Raw genomic sequence first — 17,038 nt, forward strand, 5'->3', positions numbered from 1 at the left:
TAAATAACTGATATTTAGCGTTTTAAAATTTATAAATACTTTACGTTAAAATTGTTTGTAATAACATTCACATAAAAAAAGACTTAAAAATCTTCTTTTATCAGAAAAGAGATAAGATTTATTCTTCAAAAAATGAAGTTAAAACATGAAACACACTATTAATAGTGTGTTTCATGTTTTTTATTTATTCAAATACATTTTTCTACGAGAATACAACTCGTAAAACTGATCATCTTTTAAATCATCAATAAATAAAATACTTTCACCGGTAGATTTCATTTCAGGTCCTAGTTTTTTATCAACATTAGGAAACTTATTAAATGAAAATACGGGTTGTTTTATGGCATAACCCTCTAACTGAGGGTTAAAATTAAAGTCTTTCACTTTATTTTCGCCCAACATTACTTTTGTAGCGTAATTTACATAAGGTTCTTTATAAGCTTTTGATATAAAAGGCACTGTACGTGAAGCTCTTGGATTGGCTTCAATAATATAAACAACATCGTCTTTAACAGCAAATTGAATATTTATCAATCCAACCGTTTTTAAAGCTAACGCTATTTTTTTAGTGTGATCTTTAATTTGTTGCATTACAAACTCACCTAAATTAAATGGTGGCAATGTAGCATTTGAATCTCCAGAATGAACACCACAAGGCTCAATATGTTCCATAATACCAATAATATAAACATCTTCACCATCACATATTGCATCAGCTTCAGCTTCAATTGCTCCATCTAAATAATGATCTAAAAGCAATACATTGTTTGGTATTTTCCGAAGAATATCAACAACATGTTTCTCTAATTCTTCTTTATTGATAACAATTTTCATTCCTTGCCCTCCTAATACATAAGAAGGACGAACTAAAATTGGAAAATCTAAATCATCTGCAATTACAGAAGCTTCATCAGCTGTTGTTGCTGTCCCATATTCTGGAAAAGGGATTTTTAAATCAACTAACAATCCTGAAAATCGTTTTCTATCTTCCGCTAAATCTAAAGCTTCAAAACTAGTTCCTATAATTTTCACTCCCCACTTTTCTAATTTTTCAGCTAATTTTAAAGCTGTTTGACCACCTAATTGAACAATAACTCCTTCAGGTTTTTCATGTTGAATGATATCATAAATATGTTCCCAAAAAACAGGTTCAAAATATAACTTATCAGCAGTATCAAAATCGGTTGAAACAGTTTCAGGATTACAATTAATCATAATAGTTTCATAACCAGCTTCTTTAGCGGCTAAAACTCCGTGCACACAACAGTAATCAAACTCAATTCCTTGTCCAATTCTATTTGGGCCAGAACCTAAAACTACAATTTTTTTCTTATCAGTTACTTCACTTTCATTATCTGCATAACTACCTTCTGAAGTAATCATTTTATTTTCAAAAGTTGAATAATAATATGGTGTTTGAGCATCAAACTCAGCTGCACACGCATCAACTAATTTATACACTCTATTAATATCTAATTCTGTTCTTTTGGCATGAACTTCACTTTCCCAACAACCTAACATATGTGCAATTTGTCTATCTGCAAATCCTTTTTGTTTTGCTTCTAATAACAATTCATAGGTTAATGAATCTAATTTATAGGTTGAAATTTCATTCTCTAAAGCTAATAATTCTTCATATTGCTTTAAAAACCACATATCAATCTTCGTAATTTCGTGAATTCTACTCAACGGAATTCCCATTTGAATTGCATCATAAATTACAAAAACACGATCCCAACTTGCGTAGGTTAGTTTTTTAATAATTTTATCATAATCCTTCACTCCTTTTCCATCAGCACCTAATCCATTCCGTTTTATTTCTAAAGATTGTGTTGCTTTATGCAATGCTTCTTGAAATGAACGGCCAATTCCCATAACTTCTCCAACTGATTTCATTTGAAGACCTAACGTTCTATCTGCACCTTCAAACTTATCAAAATTCCAACGTGGTATTTTAACAATTACATAGTCTAATGTTGGTTCAAATAATGCTGAAGTTGTTTTTGTAATTTGATTATTTAATTCATCTAAATTATAACCTATAGCTAATTTTGAAGCAATTTTAGCAATTGGATATCCTGTTGCTTTTGAAGCCAATGCTGATGAACGTGAAACACGTGGATTAATTTCAATGGCAATAATATCTTCTTTTTCATCAGGACTCACTGCAAATTGAACGTTACAACCTCCAGCAAAATCACCAATTGAACGCATCATATGAATTGCCATATCACGCATTCTTTGAAAAGTGGTATCACTTAAAGTCATTGCAGGCGCAACAGTAATTGAGTCTCCTGTATGAATTCCCATTGGGTCCATATTTTCAATGGTACAAATAATTACTACGTTGTCATTTTTATCTCTCAACAACTCTAATTCATATTCTTTCCATCCTAATAAAGCCTTATCAATAATAACTTCGTGAATTGGCGAAGCTTCTAAACCACGACTTAATAATTCATCAAAATCTTCTTTTTTATAAACAATTGAGGCTCCAAAACCGCCTAATGTAAATGATGGACGAATTACTAAAGGAAAACCATATTCCTGTGCTATTTCTTTACCTTTTAAAAATGAATTTGCAGTAGTTGATGGTGCCTGACCGATACCAATTTTAATCATTAATTTTCTAAACTGCTCTCTATCTTCAGTAATATTAATGGCATCAATATCAACACCAATTAATTCAACATTAAAATCTTTCCAAATACCTTTATCATCAGCTTCAATACATAAATTTAATGCTGTTTGCCCTCCCATAGTTGGTAAAACTGCATCAATCCCAGGGTGAGCTTTTAAAATTTCAATGATAGATTTAGTAGTCAAAGGCTTTAAATAAACATTATCAGCCAATGACGGATCCGTCATAATAGTTGCTGGGTTTGAATTAATTAAAGTAACTTCAATTCCTTCTTCTTTTAGTGATCTAATTGACTGTGAACCAGAATAATCAAATTCACATGCTTGTCCTATAACAATTGGTCCTGATCCAATTATTAAAATAGATTTTATGTTGGTATTTTTAGGCATTGGTAATTGTAAATATTAATGTGTAAATATCTATAAAATTAGTTTTTGATAAAAAAATAGTTTTCAAAACTTATTAAAAGGATACAAAAAAAGGTGTTACTTAAAAAAAGTAACACCTTATATATTAAAACTATAGTTTCATTATTTCTTTGGTCTTGGTGCCGAAGAAACACTTAAATTTTTTCTACCTTTAGCTCTTCTTCTTGACAAAACTTTACGTCCTGTTGCACTAGCCATACGCTCTCTAAAACCGTGCTTATTTCTTCTTTTTCTTTTTGATGGCTGAAATGTTCTTTTTGGCATTACTTATAAATTTTAAAAATCGTGTTTCTTATATTGTTGCTTTCTTTAAGAATCTTCTCCTTAAAAGCGTTGGCAAATATACAATTACTTTTGTTTTTGACAAATAGAATTTTAAAAAAAATTAAAATAATATTTTAAAGCCAAAAAAGAAAAATTACATACATTTATACAAATTAAAAATATCTGAAAATGTATCAAGAATCAATGCTTAAAGAAGGAAGTTTAAAAGACCTTGTTATTGTTGTAACTGGAGGAGGAAGTGGTTTAGGAAAAGCTATGACTACTTATTTTTTAGAACTTGGAGCCCACGTAGCTATTACTTCCCGAAATATTGAAAAATTAGAAAAAGCTAAAACAGAATTAGAAGAAAAAACTGGAGGTACTGTGTTAGCTGTTCAATGCGATGTTAGAAATTATAATGAAGTAGAAAATGTTTTGGCTGAAACTTTGAAAAAATTTGGTAAAGTAGACGGACTTTTAAATAATGCTGCTGGAAATTTTATCAGTCCAACTGAACGATTATCTGCAAATGCTTTTGACACTGTTATAGATATTGTTTTAAAAGGAAGTAAAAATTGCACCTTAGCCTTTGGAAAACATTGGATAAAAATAAAACAACCAAAATCTACCATTTTAAATATTGTAACAACGTATGCTTGGACAGGATCGGCGTATGTTGTACCATCTGCAACTGCAAAAGCTGGAGTTTTGGCAATGACACGCTCTTTAGCTGTTGAATGGGCTAAGTACGGAATTCGCTCTAACGCTATTGCTCCAGGTCCTTTTCCTACAAAAGGCGCTTGGGACAGATTATTACCTGGTGACTTAAGAGAAAAATTTGATATGAAAAAGAAAGTTCCTGTTGGTAGAGTTGGTGTACATCAAGAATTGGCAAATTTAGCGGCTTACTTAATGAGTGATTTCTCTGCGTATGTGAATGGAGAAGTTATTACTATTGATGGTGGAGAATGGTTAAAAGGTGCAGGTGAATTTAATATGTTAGAAGAAATTTCAGAAGAAATGTGGGATATGTTAGAAGCAATGGTAAGAAGTAAGAAAAAGAAATAGCAGTATTTCAACCAAAATAATAACAAAAAGAAACCTTCAAAATAAAAAAATATTTGAAGGTTTCTTTTTTTGTCAACTAAAATAGAGTTAGTACTTTTGCCCAAACCTAATATCAATGAAAAACACAAAATACGTTTTTGTAACAGGAGGCGTTACTTCTTCACTAGGAAAAGGGATAATTGCAGCTTCTTTAGCTAAATTATTACAAGAAAGAGGCTACTCTGTTACCATTCAAAAACTAGATCCATATATAAATATTGACCCAGGAACGTTAAATCCATACGAACATGGAGAGTGTTATGTAACTGATGATGGTGCTGAAACCGATTTAGATTTAGGACATTACGAGCGTTTTTTAAATATTCCTACTTCACAGGCAAATAATGTTACAACTGGTAAAATTTACCAATCTGTAATTAACAAAGAACGTAAAGGTGAGTTTTTAGGAAAAACGGTACAAGTGGTTCCTCATATTACTGATGAGATTAAACATCGAATTCAAATTTTAGGAAATACGAGAGAGTTTGATATTGTTATTACTGAAATTGGAGGAACTGTTGGTGATATTGAATCGTTACCTTATATAGAATCTGTTCGTCAATTATTATGGGAATTAGGTCATGAAAATGCCATTGTAATTCATTTAACACTAATACCTTATTTAGCTGCTGCAGGTGAATTAAAAACAAAACCAACGCAACATTCAGTAAAAATGTTGATGCAAAGTGGTGTAAGTCCAGATATTTTAGTGTGTAGAACTGAGCATAAAATATCTGATTCAATAAAAAATAAATTAGCATTGTTTTGTAATGTTAAAAAAGAAGATGTTATTGAATCTATAGATGCAGAAACGATTTACGACGTTCCTAACTTAATGTTAGAAGAAGGTTTAGACATCGTTGTATTAAAAAAATTACAATTACCAATAGACAAACAACCCGAACTTAAAGAATGGAATAATTTCTTAAAAGGCTTCAAAAATCCAAAAAGCACGATTGAAATTGGGTTGATTGGTAAATATGTTGAATTGCATGATGCTTACAAATCAATTTCTGAAGCGTTTATCCATGCAGGTGCATCTAATCGGGTTAAAGTTAATATTAACTGGATTCATTCTGAAGATTTAACAACAGCAAACGTTGCTACAAAATTAAAAAACTTAAATGGTATTTTAGTTGCTCCAGGTTTTGGAGAAAGAGGAATTGAAGGAAAAATTGAAGCTGTAAAATACGCTCGTGAAAACAAGATTCCTTTTTTAGGAATTTGTTTGGGAATGCAAATGGCAGTAATAGAATTTTCTAGAAATGTTTTAGGCCTAAAAGATGCTAATTCTTCTGAAATGGATACTAAAACGTTAAATCCTGTTATTGATTTAATGGAAGAACAAAAAAGTATTACAAACTATGGTGGCACTATGCGTTTAGGCGCTTGGGATTGTAAACTAAAAGAAAACACACAAATTAAAAATATTTATTCTAAGGAATTAATAAGTGAACGTCACAGACATAGATATGAGTTTAACAACGATTACTTAAAACAAATTGAAAAAGCAGGAATGATTGCTACTGGCAAAAACCCAAAAACAAATTTAGTTGAAGTTATTGAAATTCCCTCACACCCATGGTTTATTGGAGTTCAATACCATCCTGAATATAAGAGTACTGTTTTAAATCCACACCCTTTATTTATAGGTTTTGTAAAAGCGGCTTTGGAACACTCTTTGAAGTAACATAGAATTAGTATTAAAAACTCAATTATAACATTACATTTAGTACATTTGTCGGACTTTTTAAGAAGTTTTTAAATAAGCACGTGACAAACTGACATTATAAACACACACATGGAAGAAAAAAAATTCGATTTAAATTCATTAATAGGTTTTGTATTATTAGGAGCTATTATGTTATGGTGGATGTATAGTAACCAACCTACACCTGAAGAATTAGAAGCTGAAAAAAATAATAAAACAGAACAAGTACAAGAAGAAACTATAACTTCAAACAATACAAGTGCCAATTCAACTGTTGAAATTGTACAGGCAACTGATTCACTTTCTCTTGCTAAAGCTCAAAATCAATTAGGTGCATTTGCATATTCAGCAACCATTACTGATGCAGAAACTGTTTTAGAAAACGATGTACTTAGATTAGTAATTTCAAATAAAGGTGGACAAATTAAAGAAGCTTTATTAAAAAATTATGTAACGTACGATTCTTTACCATTGTATATTATAAAAGATAACAACGCTTCTTTTAACTTGAATTTTGGAACTACAGATAATAGAATTCTTAATACGAAAGATTTATTGTTTGAACCAACATTAACTACTAATGGTGAAAGTCAAATACTTTCAATGAAATTGAAAGTTGATAATACTAAATTTTTAGAATACTACTACGAAATTAAACCTAATGAGTATATGGTTGATTTTAACATACGTTCTCAAGGTTTAAGTTCAACTTTTAACACTTCGCAACAAGTTAATTTAGATTGGAACTTAGAAGCTTTTAGAAAAGAAAAAAGTATTCGTTACGAGAACCAACAAACTGAAATGTATTATGAAAAAGAAGATGAAAATATAGATTACTTATCAGTTGGCGGTGAAGATGATGCTGAAGAAATTGATGTTAATTGGGTAGCTTATAAGCAGCATTTTTTCTCTACAATTTTAATTTCTGAACAAGCTTTTGAAAACGCCAGTTTAGCTTCAAAAACCTTATCTATTGATGAAGAAATAGATACAACTTTTACCAAAGCCTTTTCTTTAAAAGCACCTTTAGCTTTACAAAGTGGTGAATTAGATTACAACATGAATTGGTACATTGGACCAAATGATTACCATATTCTAAAAAAATACGATCGCAATATAAAAGAAATTGTAAATCTTGGTTGGGGAATTTTTGGCTACATAAATCGCCTAGTTTTTGTTCCTGTATTTAACTTTTTACAAGGTTTTATTGGTAATTATGGTTTAATTATTATTCTATTAACTATAGTTGTTAGAATAATAATGTCACCATTAGTATATAAATCTTATTTATCAAGCGCAAAAATGAAGGTTTTAAAACCTGAAATGGAAGAAATTAACAAGCGTTTACCAGGTAAAGAAAATGCAATGAAACGCCAACAAGAAACAATGGCCGTTCAAAGCAAAGCTGGTGTAAGCCCATTAGCTGGTTGTATTCCGGCATTGTTACAAATGCCTGTATTCTTTGCATTGTTTCGATTTTTTCCTTCAAATATAGATTTACGTCAAAAAGGGTTTTTATGGGCTGATGATTTATCTGCTTATGATTCTGTATTTGAATTACCATTTACAATTCCAATGTATGGTTCACACATTAGTCTATTTCCTATATTAGCTTCAATTGCAATTTTCTTTTATATGAGAATGAGTCAAAGTCAGCAAATGAATATGCAACAACCTACACAAGAAGGAATGCCAGATATGCAAAAGATGATGAAAATGATGATGTATTTCTCTCCTGTAATGATGTTAATTTTCTTTAATATGTATGCGAGTAGTTTAAGTTTATATTACTTTGTTTCAAACTTACTAACTATTACAATTATGCTAATTATTAAGAATTACATTATTGATGAAGATAAAATTCATGCGAAGATTCAAGAGAACAAAAAGAAACCTAAAAAAGAAGGGAAGTTTCGTCAGCGTTTAAATGATGCTATGAAACAAGCGCAAGAACAACAAAAAAAGAAAAAATAACATATATACACCTTAGTTAAAAGACTCAAATTTAAATATTTGAGTCTTTTTTTTGCAACTTGTAACAAAAGTTACTTTAAATATCTCTATTACTAAGTAAATATAAAATTTTAAAAGAAAATAACCTTCTTATTCAATACCACGAAGGTTTTTAAATTTAAACGACTATATTAATTTTGCTAAAAAATTATATTCAGATGTAAATTATTCTCCCAACCTCAATCACATAATTCATATTAAGAGTGTAAAGATTAAAGCATCATTCAATGATCTAAATGCATATGGTAAAGTTTTTTGATGATAATTTTAAAAAGCCTAAAACAGATATATCGCAGTAATTACTAAAACACCAAATCAAGTAGTTATTCCTACTTTATTTAGAATACTTAGCAAAAATACATCACAAAACATTGAGATTTTCTCTACATATGATGCTGCAGCAGAATGGCTTGAAATTGATGAAGAAATTTCTATTTATTTACTCTAAAAGAAGTGATATAAATCATACCTCAACTTGCTTGAAATTTATATTTTTGCTTACACTTTTTTCGTAAAAATATGTCTAAATTAAAATTTACTTATAAAATTTCTAAAGAAAATAATCTAATTACAATAGTACAAGAAGGTATTTTAAATTTAGACTCTATGATGAATTTTATAAACACCCTAAATAGTGACCCTTTATTCTCTCCTAAATTTGATCACATTGTAGACTTGAATAACGTGCAATTTGAACTTTCACTTGAAGATATTAATAAATATGTACAACACTTAGAAAGTAATTCTAAAATATATGGGGTAAAAAAAATTGCCCTAATAACAAACACACCAAATCAGGTAGTCTATTCTACATTATTTAAAGAAGCTCAAGAACAATTACAACCTTTACAAAGTGTTCAAATATTTTCAACATTAGAAAGTGCGTATAATTTTGTAGAAAAAGAAAATATTTCATTTGCGCAAATCTTACAAACAGTAAACATATCAAAAAAAGAGTTAATTGCTTAATTTTATCTACTTTTGAGTATAAATAAATATCTCATGAAATTAGTAAAACAATTATTAATCTTAATTTCATTTTCATTTTTTTTAATCACCTGCTCAAAAAATGAGAATACAACTACCCCTATTCCACAAAACACTTTAAAAGAAGTTACTATTTTTCATATAAACGATCAACATGGGAGACTTGATAATTTTTCAAAAATTAAACATATAATTGATCAAGAAAAAGAATTAACCAATGTTATGGTTGTTTGTAGTGGAGATATTTTTTCTGGAAACCCAGTAGTCGATAATCATAACGAAAAAGGATTTCCAATGATTGACCTTATGAATAAAGTTGGATTTGATGTTGCAACCATTGGTAATCATGAATTTGATTATGGTGAAATTATTTTAAAAGACCGTTTTCAACAATCTCAATTTGATTGGGTTTGTGCGAATGTTGATATGAACACAACTGGCATACCAGAACCAAATGAATACAAAACAATTACTAAAAACGATGTTAAAATTACTTTTTTAGGGCTCGTTGAAACAAATGGTAAAGAAGGTGCTATTATTCCTTCAACTCACCCTTGGAGAGTTAAAAATTTAACTTTTCAAAAATATACTTCTGTCATTGATAATTACTCACAATTAAAAGAATCTGAAGAATCAGATTTGTATATTGCCCTTACACATTTAGGTGAATCAACCGATAAAAATATTGCTGCAAATTATCCATATTTTGATTTAATTATTGGGGGGCATTCTCATTCAAGAACAAATACAACTGTAAATAGTATTCCTGTTTTTCAAGCTGGTTCTAATTTAAATTATTTAGGAAAAATTAAGTTAACTATTAAAGATAAAGCTATTCAAAATTTAGATTATGAACTAATTGATTTGAATAGTTATTCTAATTTTGATTCAGCACTTAAAAGTGTAATTGACACCTACAACGAAGATGCTAATTTAGATGAGGTCATTGGCTATTCAGAAGCATATCATTCTAGATCACAAGTTGGTTATTTTTATACAAGCGCTTTAAAATATGAAATGGATGTTGATTTAACGTTTCAAAATACAGGAGGTGTAAGAGCTAATTTAGATGAAGGTGATATTTTAAAACGTGAAATTTATACTATTGACCCTTTTAATAATGGAAGTGTAACTTACACTATGACTGTTGGTGAAATTAAAAACTTCTTAAAAAATAGTGGTGCTGGTTTTTATTATTCAGGTGGAACAATTGATCAAGATGGTTTTGAAGTTGTTATAAGAGATAATGCGAATATGATTTTAAGTGATAATACAACATTAACTATTGGATTAAACGATTATATTCCTGCTGTTTACGACACTTACTTTACACAAACACCAACATATAAACCCTATACAACTGCAGAAGCAATTATTAATTATTTAGAAAATGATGCTACACCAATAAATTACACAGGCTATAGTAATTACTTTAAGTTTAATTAATTACTTCTCCAAAAAGGCAAGTACATTTTTCTCAATTCTATTCATAATATCACTTACATCCGATTTGACGAACGTTTCACCTGTTATATTTTCGTATAGTTCAATATAACGATCAGAAATTTCTTTAATTTTCTCATCACTCATTTCGGGTACAGTTTGTCCTTCCAATCCTTGAAAATTATTAGTAATTAGCCACTGACGAACAAACTCTTTAGACAATTGTTTTTGAGTTTCTCCTTTGCTTTGCCTTTCTTCATATCCTTCATTATAAAAATAACGTGAAGAATCTGGTGTATGAATTTCATCAATTAACACAATTTTCCCGTCTTTTGTTTTACCAAATTCATATTTAGTATCCACTAAAATCAAGCCACGTTCTGCAGCAATTTCAGTACCTCTATCAAACAATGCTTTCGTATAATTTTCCAATACTTCGTAATCTTCTTTTGAAACAATACCTTTTGAAATAATAGCTTCCTTTGAAATATCTTCATCGTGATCTCCTTCTTCAGCTTTTGTAGCTGGCGTAATTATTGGTTCAGGAAATTTATCGTTTTCGCACATTCCATCAGGCATTGAAACTCCACACAACATACGCTTCCCTAGCTTATATTCGCGCGCTGCGTGACCAGACATATATCCGCGAATCACCATTTCAACTTTAAATGGTGTGCACATATGCCCTATTGCAACATTTGGATCAGGAATAGCAATAATCCAGTTTGGAACAATATCTTTAGTTGCTTCCATCATTTTTGAAGCAATTTGATTTAATATTTGGCCTTTAAAAGGTATTTGTTTTGGCATGACTACATCAAAAGCTGAAAGTCTATCAGAAGCAATCATTACTAATATTTCATCGTTCAAATTATAAACTTCTCTTACTTTTCCTTTGTAAACATATGTTTGCTTTGGAAAATTAAATGCTGTGTTGTTAATTGTATTACTCATTTCCTATTTCTAAACTTTTATATGCAGATATTATTTGCTTTACCAATCTATGCCTTACTACATCTTTTTCATCTAATTGCACAAATGCTATTCCTTTAACCTCTTTAAGCGTTAACATGGCTTCTTTTAAACCTGACACTTGCCTTCTAGGCAAATCAATCTGCCCAGGATCTCCATTAATCACAAATTTTGCACTTTTACCCATTCTAGTTAAAAACATTTTCATTTGACTATGTGTAGTATTTTGTGCTTCGTCTAAAATTACAAAAGCATTATCTAACGTTCTACCACGCATAAATGCCAAAGGCGCAATTTGTATAATTCCTTTTTCAATGTATGAATCAAGCCGTTCATAAGGTATCATATCACGCAATGCATCATATAAAGGTTGCATGTATGGGTCTAATTTTTCTTTTAAATCTCCGGGTAAAAAACCTAAATTTTCACCCGATTCTACAGCCGGACGTGTTAAAACAATCCTTTTCACCCCCCTCTCTTTCAACGCTTTAACAGCTAATGCAACAGCTGTATAAGTTTTACCTGTGCCTGCAGGACCAATAGCAAAAAGCATATCGTTTTTTTCTATGAACTCAACCATTTTTCGTTGATTGGCAGTCTGGGCTTTTATTAGCTTTCCTCCTACACCGTGTACCAAAACACCATCAGCTAATTTTGAACTTTTATGCTCACTACCATTTGAAGTTAAAATACGTTCAATACTATTTTCATCTAATTTATTATAACGATTAAAATAGGTAATAAGCATACCCAACCTTTTCTCAAATTCATCTAAAATTTCAGGCTCACCATAAGCTTTCAATTCATTTCCACGAGCAACAATTTTAAGTTTAGGGTAATATTTTCGTAAAATTTCTACATTCGTATTTTGAGTACCAAACAAGTCGTTTGGATTAATCTCTGTCAGTTCAATAATACGTTCGTTCAAATGATGTGAGTGTTAAGTTATAATAAAAAAATGTATACTAAATAACCGAATATTTCATTAGATTTGCATAACAAATGTAAGCATTATCAAATAACAATCTTCTAAGTTTTAGAAATAAGTTTTAAACATTTTATTAAGGTTTTACAATTGTAAGTATCAAAAAAATCGCAAGAAATTTATATGTCAATAATAACTTTAACTACTGATTTTGGAATTAAAGACCACTTTGTTGGCGCTGTAAAAGGCACCATCTACAGCGAATTACCTGATGCCAAAATTGTTGATATTTCTCATTTAATTTCTCCATTTAATATTACAGAAACAGCATATATCTTAAAAAATGCTTATAAAAGTTTCCCTGAAGGCAGCATCCATATTATTGGTGTAGATTCTGAGTTAAATAATGAAAATAAACACATTGCTTTAAAATTAGACAATCATTACTTTATTTGTCCAGATAATGGTGTAATTTCATTACTAGCTTCAGAAATAAAGCCAGAAAAAATTGTTGAAATAAATATTCATGACAGAGTTTCAACAAGTTTTCCTGTATTAGATGTTTTTGTGAAAGTTGCGTGCCATATTGCACGAGGAGGAACACTAGAAATTATTGGTAAAATTATTCCTGATTTTAAACAAACTATAGAGCTTCAACCTGCTGTTTCATCAGATAATAATACTATTTCAGGCCATATCATTTATATTGATAATTACGGAAATTGTGTTAGCAATATTACTGAAAAATTATTTCAAGATGTTAGTAAAGGGCGTAATTTTGAAGTTACAGCTAATAGATATACTTTTAAAAAAGTATATCTAAAATACAGCGATCTAGTTGATTTTTCTTTACCTAAAGAACAACGGCAAAAAGACGGAAGCAAAATGGCCATTTTTAACTCTGTGAATTATTTAGAAATAGCAATGTATCGCAGTAACTCTAGTACTGTTGGCAGTGCACATTCACTGTTAGGATTGAATTATAGAGACATGATAACTGTTAAGTTTATATAAAAAAATTATGTTTACACGAATTGTAAAAATGAGTTTTGAAGATTCAAAAGTTGAAGAATTTCTTCAAAATTTTAATGAAAATAAAGAAAAAATACGCAATTTTGAAGGCTGTAATCAGTTAAAATTATTGAGAGACAAAAACAACCCAAACACGTTTTTCACTTATAGTTATTGGGAATCTGAAGCAAATTTAGAAGTTTACAGAAACTCAGAACTTTTTAAACAGGTTTGGGCAAAAACAAAAGTATTATTCAACAACAAACCTGAGGCATGGAGCGTTGATACAGTTGAAAGTTTAACGTAAACATTAAAAAACTATACTTATAAAATACAAGTCTTACTTTTTGAATTATAAATTACAAATGAAACCAATATTACTAAAAGAACTAAATTCATTTTTTTCATCACCAATTGCCTATTTAGTAATTGCGGTGTATTTATTGGTTAACGGTTTATTTTTATGGGTTTTTGAAGGTGATTTCAATATTTTGCATGCCGGTTTTGCAGATTTAAATAATTACTTTTTTTTAGCTCCATGGATATTTATTTTTTTAATTCCTGCAATTACTATGCGTAGTTTTTCTGATGAATATAATACAGGAACTATTGAAATTTTAAAAACCAAACCAATTACAAATTGGCAACTTATTTTAGGAAAATACGTAGGTTCATTACTATTAGTAATTTTGGCTATTTTACCAACTTTAATTTACGTTTACAGTATTTATAAATTAGGAAATCCTGTTGGAAATCTAAAATTAGGAACCACTTTGGGGTCGTTTATAGGATTACTATTTTTAGCTAGCACTTATACTGCTATTGGTGTTTTTGCTTCTACAATTTCAAAAAATCAAATTGTTTCATTTATTACAGCCGTATTTATTTCCTTCTTTTTCTTTTACGGGTTTGAAGCTTTAGCAAATTATAATCTCTTCGGAAATTTAGATTATACCTTTCAAAATTTTGGAATGAATTCACACTTTGAAAGTATAAGTAAAGGTGTAATTGATACACGTGATTTAATTTATTTTGTATCTATAACTTTCTTTTTTTTAATACTAACAAATTACAGAATACAACATGAACAGTAAGTATTCTAAAATAGGATTTCTTTTAGTTGGCTTGCTCCTACTCAACTTTGTAAGTTCAAAAATTTACAAACGATTTGATTTAACTGAAGATGGAAGATATACGCTATCAAAAGCTACAAAAAACATCATTAAAAATGCACAAAACAGTATTACTATAAAAGTGTATTTACAAGGCGATTTTCCTGCGGAATTTAAACGTCTTCAAATTGAAACAAAACAACACTTAGAAGAATTAAAAGCTCTCAATAAAAATATAAAATTTCATTTTATAAACCCTTCTAAAATTGGTCAGGAATTAATAAATAAAGGATTAGAACCAAGCCGATTACAAGTACAAGAAAATGGAAAATTATCTGAAATTGTAATTTTTCCTTGGGCAGTTGTTTCATCAAAAAATAAGACAGAAAATATTTCGCTTTTAAAAGATATTTTTTCTGATTCTCAAGATGAACAATTAGAAAGTTCTATCCAAAATTTAGAATATGCTTTTGCAAATGCTATACATAAGGTAACTTCAAAAAAATCAAAAAAAATAGCCATTATCAAAGGAAACGGTGAGTTAAATGATATTTATATAGCTGATTTTTTAAAAAAATTAAACGAATATTATTTCTTAGCTCCTTTCACATTAGATTCAGTTGTTTCTCAACCACAAAAAACACTTACTGATATTTCTAAATTTGACTTAGCAATTATAGCCAAACCTACCGAAAAATTTACTGAAGATGAAAAATTTACGTTAGATCAATTTTTAATGAATGGCGGAAAAACGTTATGGCTAGTTGATAATGTGCAAGCCGAATTAGATAGTCTAATGCAAACCGGCGAAACTTTAGCATACCCAAGAGATTTAGGTTTAACTGATTTATTTTTCAACTATGGTGTTAGAATTAATACTGATTTAATTACAGATTTATACAATTCTGAAATTCCTTTGGCAACAGGAAATATTGGAAATAAAACACAATTTAGTCAATTTCAATGGATGTATTTTCCGTTATTAAATTCAATAAATAATCACCCAATAAATAATAATATTGAAGCTGTAAACGCAAAATTTGCAAACAGTATTGACATACTTAAAAACACTATTAAAAAAACTGTTTTATTGCAAAGTTCTAAACTTTCAAAAACAGTAGGAACACCTTCAATTATTTCATTAAAAAAAATAACAGAGCAACCAAATTCTTCAGAATACACAAATGGAGAAAAACCAATTGCTGTTATATTAGAAGGTGAATTTAAATCGGCTTATAATGGCCGCGTGAAGCCTTTTAAACTTAAAAATTCAAAGGAAAACAGTATTGAAACAAAAATGGTTATAATTTCAGATGGAGATATTATTGCTAACGAAATTTCACAAGGAAAACCTCTTGAATTAGGCGTAAATAAATGGACTAATCAACATTACGGAAATAAAGAATTTTTGCTAAATACTGTCAACTATTTATTAGATGACACTGGTTTAATTAACATTCGCTCTAAAACAGTTCAAATTGACTTTTTAAACAAACAAAAAGCATTTGAAGAAACTCGTAAATGGCAATTACTAAATATTCTTTTTCCACTAATAGTTCTCGCTCTTTTTGGTTTCATTTTTAACTATTTCAGAAAGAAAAAATATCAGTAACACTTTTAACATAACTTCATAAATTATTGTTAAAGTTAAACTTGGTAATTCTTCAAGGTTTTATAAATGTTATATTTGTTACTTAACTTAAATATAACAACTACTATGTTAAAAAAATTAGCAATCTTATGCTTAGCTATAGGATTTACTTCAACAGCAAATGCACAAATAAAAACACCTCAACCTAGTCCTTCTTCAAAAATTGAAAAGGTTGTTGGATTAACTGATGTTACTTTAGAATTCTCTAGACCAGCAATGAGAGGAAGAACTATCTTTGGTGGATTAGTACCTTTTGGAAAGACATGGAGAACTGGTGCTAACGCAAATACTAAAATAACTTTTGGTGATAACGTTACTATTGACGGACAAGAATTAAAAAAGGGAACATATGCAATTTACACCATTCCAAATGAAACTACTTGGGATGTGATTTTTTACAGTGATTCTAACAATTGGGGAACACCAAGAGAATGGGACGAAAGTAAAGTAGCTGCAAAAACAACTGTAGAAGCTCACACAATGAATATGAAAATTGAATCTTTTACAATGACATTTGATGATTTAGCTTCAGGTTCAGCTGTACTAGGAATACTTTGGGAGAGTACTTATGTTGGTGTTAAATTTGAAGTTCCAACAGATAAAATTGCTTCAAAAAGTATTGAAACAGCGATGTCTGGTCCTTCAGATAACGATTATTTTCAATCAGCAACTTATTACCATACTGAAGGAAAAGATTTAAAGCAAGCTTTAGCTTGGATGGAAAAAGCAACTAAAGGTGATAATCCTCCTTTTTGGTACTTACGAAGAATGAG

The 17,038-nt window shown here is 29.6% G+C and carries 14 protein-coding genes; 10 read left to right on the forward strand and 4 right to left on the reverse strand.

Annotated features, from left to right (window positions below; all coding sequences use genetic code 11):
- Positions 1 to 180: 180 nt before the first annotated feature.
- Entirely contained in the window at positions 181 to 3,030 is a 2,850-nt protein-coding gene (carB, locus tag GQ540_RS00180) for a carbamoyl-phosphate synthase large subunit (protein WP_291795518.1), read from the reverse strand.
- Positions 3,031 to 3,171: 141 nt separating this feature from the next.
- Complete coding sequence (gene rpmH, locus GQ540_RS00185; RefSeq protein ID WP_291795521.1) at positions 3,172 to 3,333, reverse strand: 50S ribosomal protein L34; 162 nt, start codon at positions 3,331 to 3,333, stop codon at positions 3,172 to 3,174.
- Positions 3,334 to 3,522: 189 nt separating this feature from the next.
- Between rpmH and GQ540_RS00190 the strand changes: the two genes are divergently transcribed.
- From GQ540_RS00190 to GQ540_RS00210, 5 genes are all read left to right on the forward strand, one after another.
- On the forward strand, positions 3,523 to 4,401 hold the full coding sequence (locus GQ540_RS00190; RefSeq protein ID WP_291795523.1) for an SDR family oxidoreductase: 879 nt from the start codon (positions 3,523 to 3,525) through the stop codon (positions 4,399 to 4,401).
- Positions 4,402 to 4,516: 115 nt separating this feature from the next.
- Positions 4,517 to 6,130: a CTP synthase gene (locus GQ540_RS00195; RefSeq protein WP_291795526.1), complete on the forward strand. Its 1,614-nt coding sequence runs from the start codon at positions 4,517 to 4,519 to the stop codon at positions 6,128 to 6,130.
- Positions 6,131 to 6,241: 111 nt separating this feature from the next.
- On the forward strand, positions 6,242 to 8,125 hold the full coding sequence (gene yidC / locus GQ540_RS00200) for a membrane protein insertase YidC (RefSeq protein ID WP_291795529.1): 1,884 nt from the start codon (positions 6,242 to 6,244) through the stop codon (positions 8,123 to 8,125).
- Between the two features lie 558 nt (positions 8,126 to 8,683).
- Positions 8,684 to 9,133 carry a hypothetical protein gene (locus GQ540_RS00205; RefSeq protein WP_291795532.1) on the forward strand — a complete coding sequence of 150 codons (450 nt, stop codon included), beginning with the start codon at positions 8,684 to 8,686 and terminating at the stop codon, positions 9,131 to 9,133.
- A gap of 33 nt (positions 9,134 to 9,166) precedes the next feature.
- Positions 9,167 to 10,597 (forward strand): bifunctional UDP-sugar hydrolase/5'-nucleotidase, encoded by a 1,431-nt coding sequence (locus GQ540_RS00210; protein WP_291795535.1) that lies wholly within the window; start codon positions 9,167 to 9,169, stop codon positions 10,595 to 10,597.
- Here the strand turns inward: GQ540_RS00210 and GQ540_RS00215 are convergent, their stop codons facing one another.
- On the reverse strand, positions 10,598 to 11,548 hold the full coding sequence (locus tag GQ540_RS00215) for a phosphoribosylaminoimidazolesuccinocarboxamide synthase (protein ID WP_291795538.1): 951 nt from the start codon (positions 11,546 to 11,548) through the stop codon (positions 10,598 to 10,600). It lies immediately after the preceding gene.
- Positions 11,541 to 12,494, reverse strand: coding sequence for a PhoH family protein (locus tag GQ540_RS00220; protein ID WP_291795540.1), 954 nt, complete (start codon positions 12,492 to 12,494; stop codon positions 11,541 to 11,543). Before GQ540_RS00220 ends, GQ540_RS00215 begins: the two co-directional genes overlap by 8 nt.
- 180 nt (positions 12,495 to 12,674) lie before the next feature.
- On the opposite strand from GQ540_RS00220, the gene GQ540_RS00225 reads away from it, so the two are divergent.
- The 5 genes from GQ540_RS00225 to GQ540_RS00245 form a co-directional block, all read left to right on the forward strand.
- Complete coding sequence (locus GQ540_RS00225) at positions 12,675 to 13,505, forward strand: SAM-dependent chlorinase/fluorinase (protein ID WP_291795543.1); 831 nt, start codon at positions 12,675 to 12,677, stop codon at positions 13,503 to 13,505.
- 7 nt (positions 13,506 to 13,512) lie between these two features.
- Positions 13,513 to 13,809: a putative quinol monooxygenase gene (locus GQ540_RS00230; RefSeq protein ID WP_291795545.1), complete on the forward strand. Its 297-nt coding sequence runs from the start codon at positions 13,513 to 13,515 to the stop codon at positions 13,807 to 13,809.
- 58 nt (positions 13,810 to 13,867) lie between these two features.
- Positions 13,868 to 14,596 carry a gliding motility-associated ABC transporter permease subunit GldF gene (gene gldF, locus GQ540_RS00235; RefSeq protein WP_291795548.1) on the forward strand — a complete coding sequence of 243 codons (729 nt, stop codon included), beginning with the start codon at positions 13,868 to 13,870 and terminating at the stop codon, positions 14,594 to 14,596.
- Entirely contained in the window at positions 14,586 to 16,226 is a 1,641-nt protein-coding gene (gene gldG, locus GQ540_RS00240; RefSeq protein WP_291795551.1) for a gliding motility-associated ABC transporter substrate-binding protein GldG, read from the forward strand. Before gldF ends, gldG begins: the two co-directional genes overlap by 11 nt.
- A 105-nt stretch (positions 16,227 to 16,331) precedes the next feature.
- A partial coding sequence (locus GQ540_RS00245) for a DUF2911 domain-containing protein (protein WP_291795554.1) occupies positions 16,332 to 17,038 on the forward strand: 707 nt, incomplete at its 3' end.

The sequence above is a fragment of the Lutibacter sp. genome (genome assembly GCF_013139515.1).
Lineage (GTDB): Bacteria > Bacteroidota > Bacteroidia > Flavobacteriales > Flavobacteriaceae > Lutibacter.

What these genes read in the sequence shown, in the direction of transcription:
- carB (WP_291795518.1), bottom strand. Translation starts at nt 3,030, where the DNA reads ATGCCTAAAAATACCAACATAAAATCTATTTTAATAATTGGATCAGGA.
- rpmH (WP_291795521.1), bottom strand. Translation starts at nt 3,333, where the DNA reads ATGCCAAAAAGAACATTTCAGCCATCAAAAAGAAAAAGAAGAAATAAG.
- GQ540_RS00190 (WP_291795523.1), top strand. Translation starts at nt 3,523, where the DNA reads ATGTATCAAGAATCAATGCTTAAAGAAGGAAGTTTAAAAGACCTTGTT.
- GQ540_RS00195 (WP_291795526.1), top strand. Translation starts at nt 4,517, where the DNA reads ATGAAAAACACAAAATACGTTTTTGTAACAGGAGGCGTTACTTCTTCA.
- yidC (WP_291795529.1), top strand. Translation starts at nt 6,242, where the DNA reads ATGGAAGAAAAAAAATTCGATTTAAATTCATTAATAGGTTTTGTATTA.
- GQ540_RS00205 (WP_291795532.1), top strand. Translation starts at nt 8,684, where the DNA reads ATGTCTAAATTAAAATTTACTTATAAAATTTCTAAAGAAAATAATCTA.
- GQ540_RS00210 (WP_291795535.1), top strand. Translation starts at nt 9,167, where the DNA reads ATGAAATTAGTAAAACAATTATTAATCTTAATTTCATTTTCATTTTTT.
- GQ540_RS00215 (WP_291795538.1), bottom strand. Translation starts at nt 11,548, where the DNA reads ATGAGTAATACAATTAACAACACAGCATTTAATTTTCCAAAGCAAACA.
- GQ540_RS00225 (WP_291795543.1), top strand. Translation starts at nt 12,675, where the DNA reads ATGTCAATAATAACTTTAACTACTGATTTTGGAATTAAAGACCACTTT.
- GQ540_RS00230 (WP_291795545.1), top strand. Translation starts at nt 13,513, where the DNA reads ATGTTTACACGAATTGTAAAAATGAGTTTTGAAGATTCAAAAGTTGAA.
- gldF (WP_291795548.1), top strand. Translation starts at nt 13,868, where the DNA reads ATGAAACCAATATTACTAAAAGAACTAAATTCATTTTTTTCATCACCA.
- gldG (WP_291795551.1), top strand. Translation starts at nt 14,586, where the DNA reads ATGAACAGTAAGTATTCTAAAATAGGATTTCTTTTAGTTGGCTTGCTC.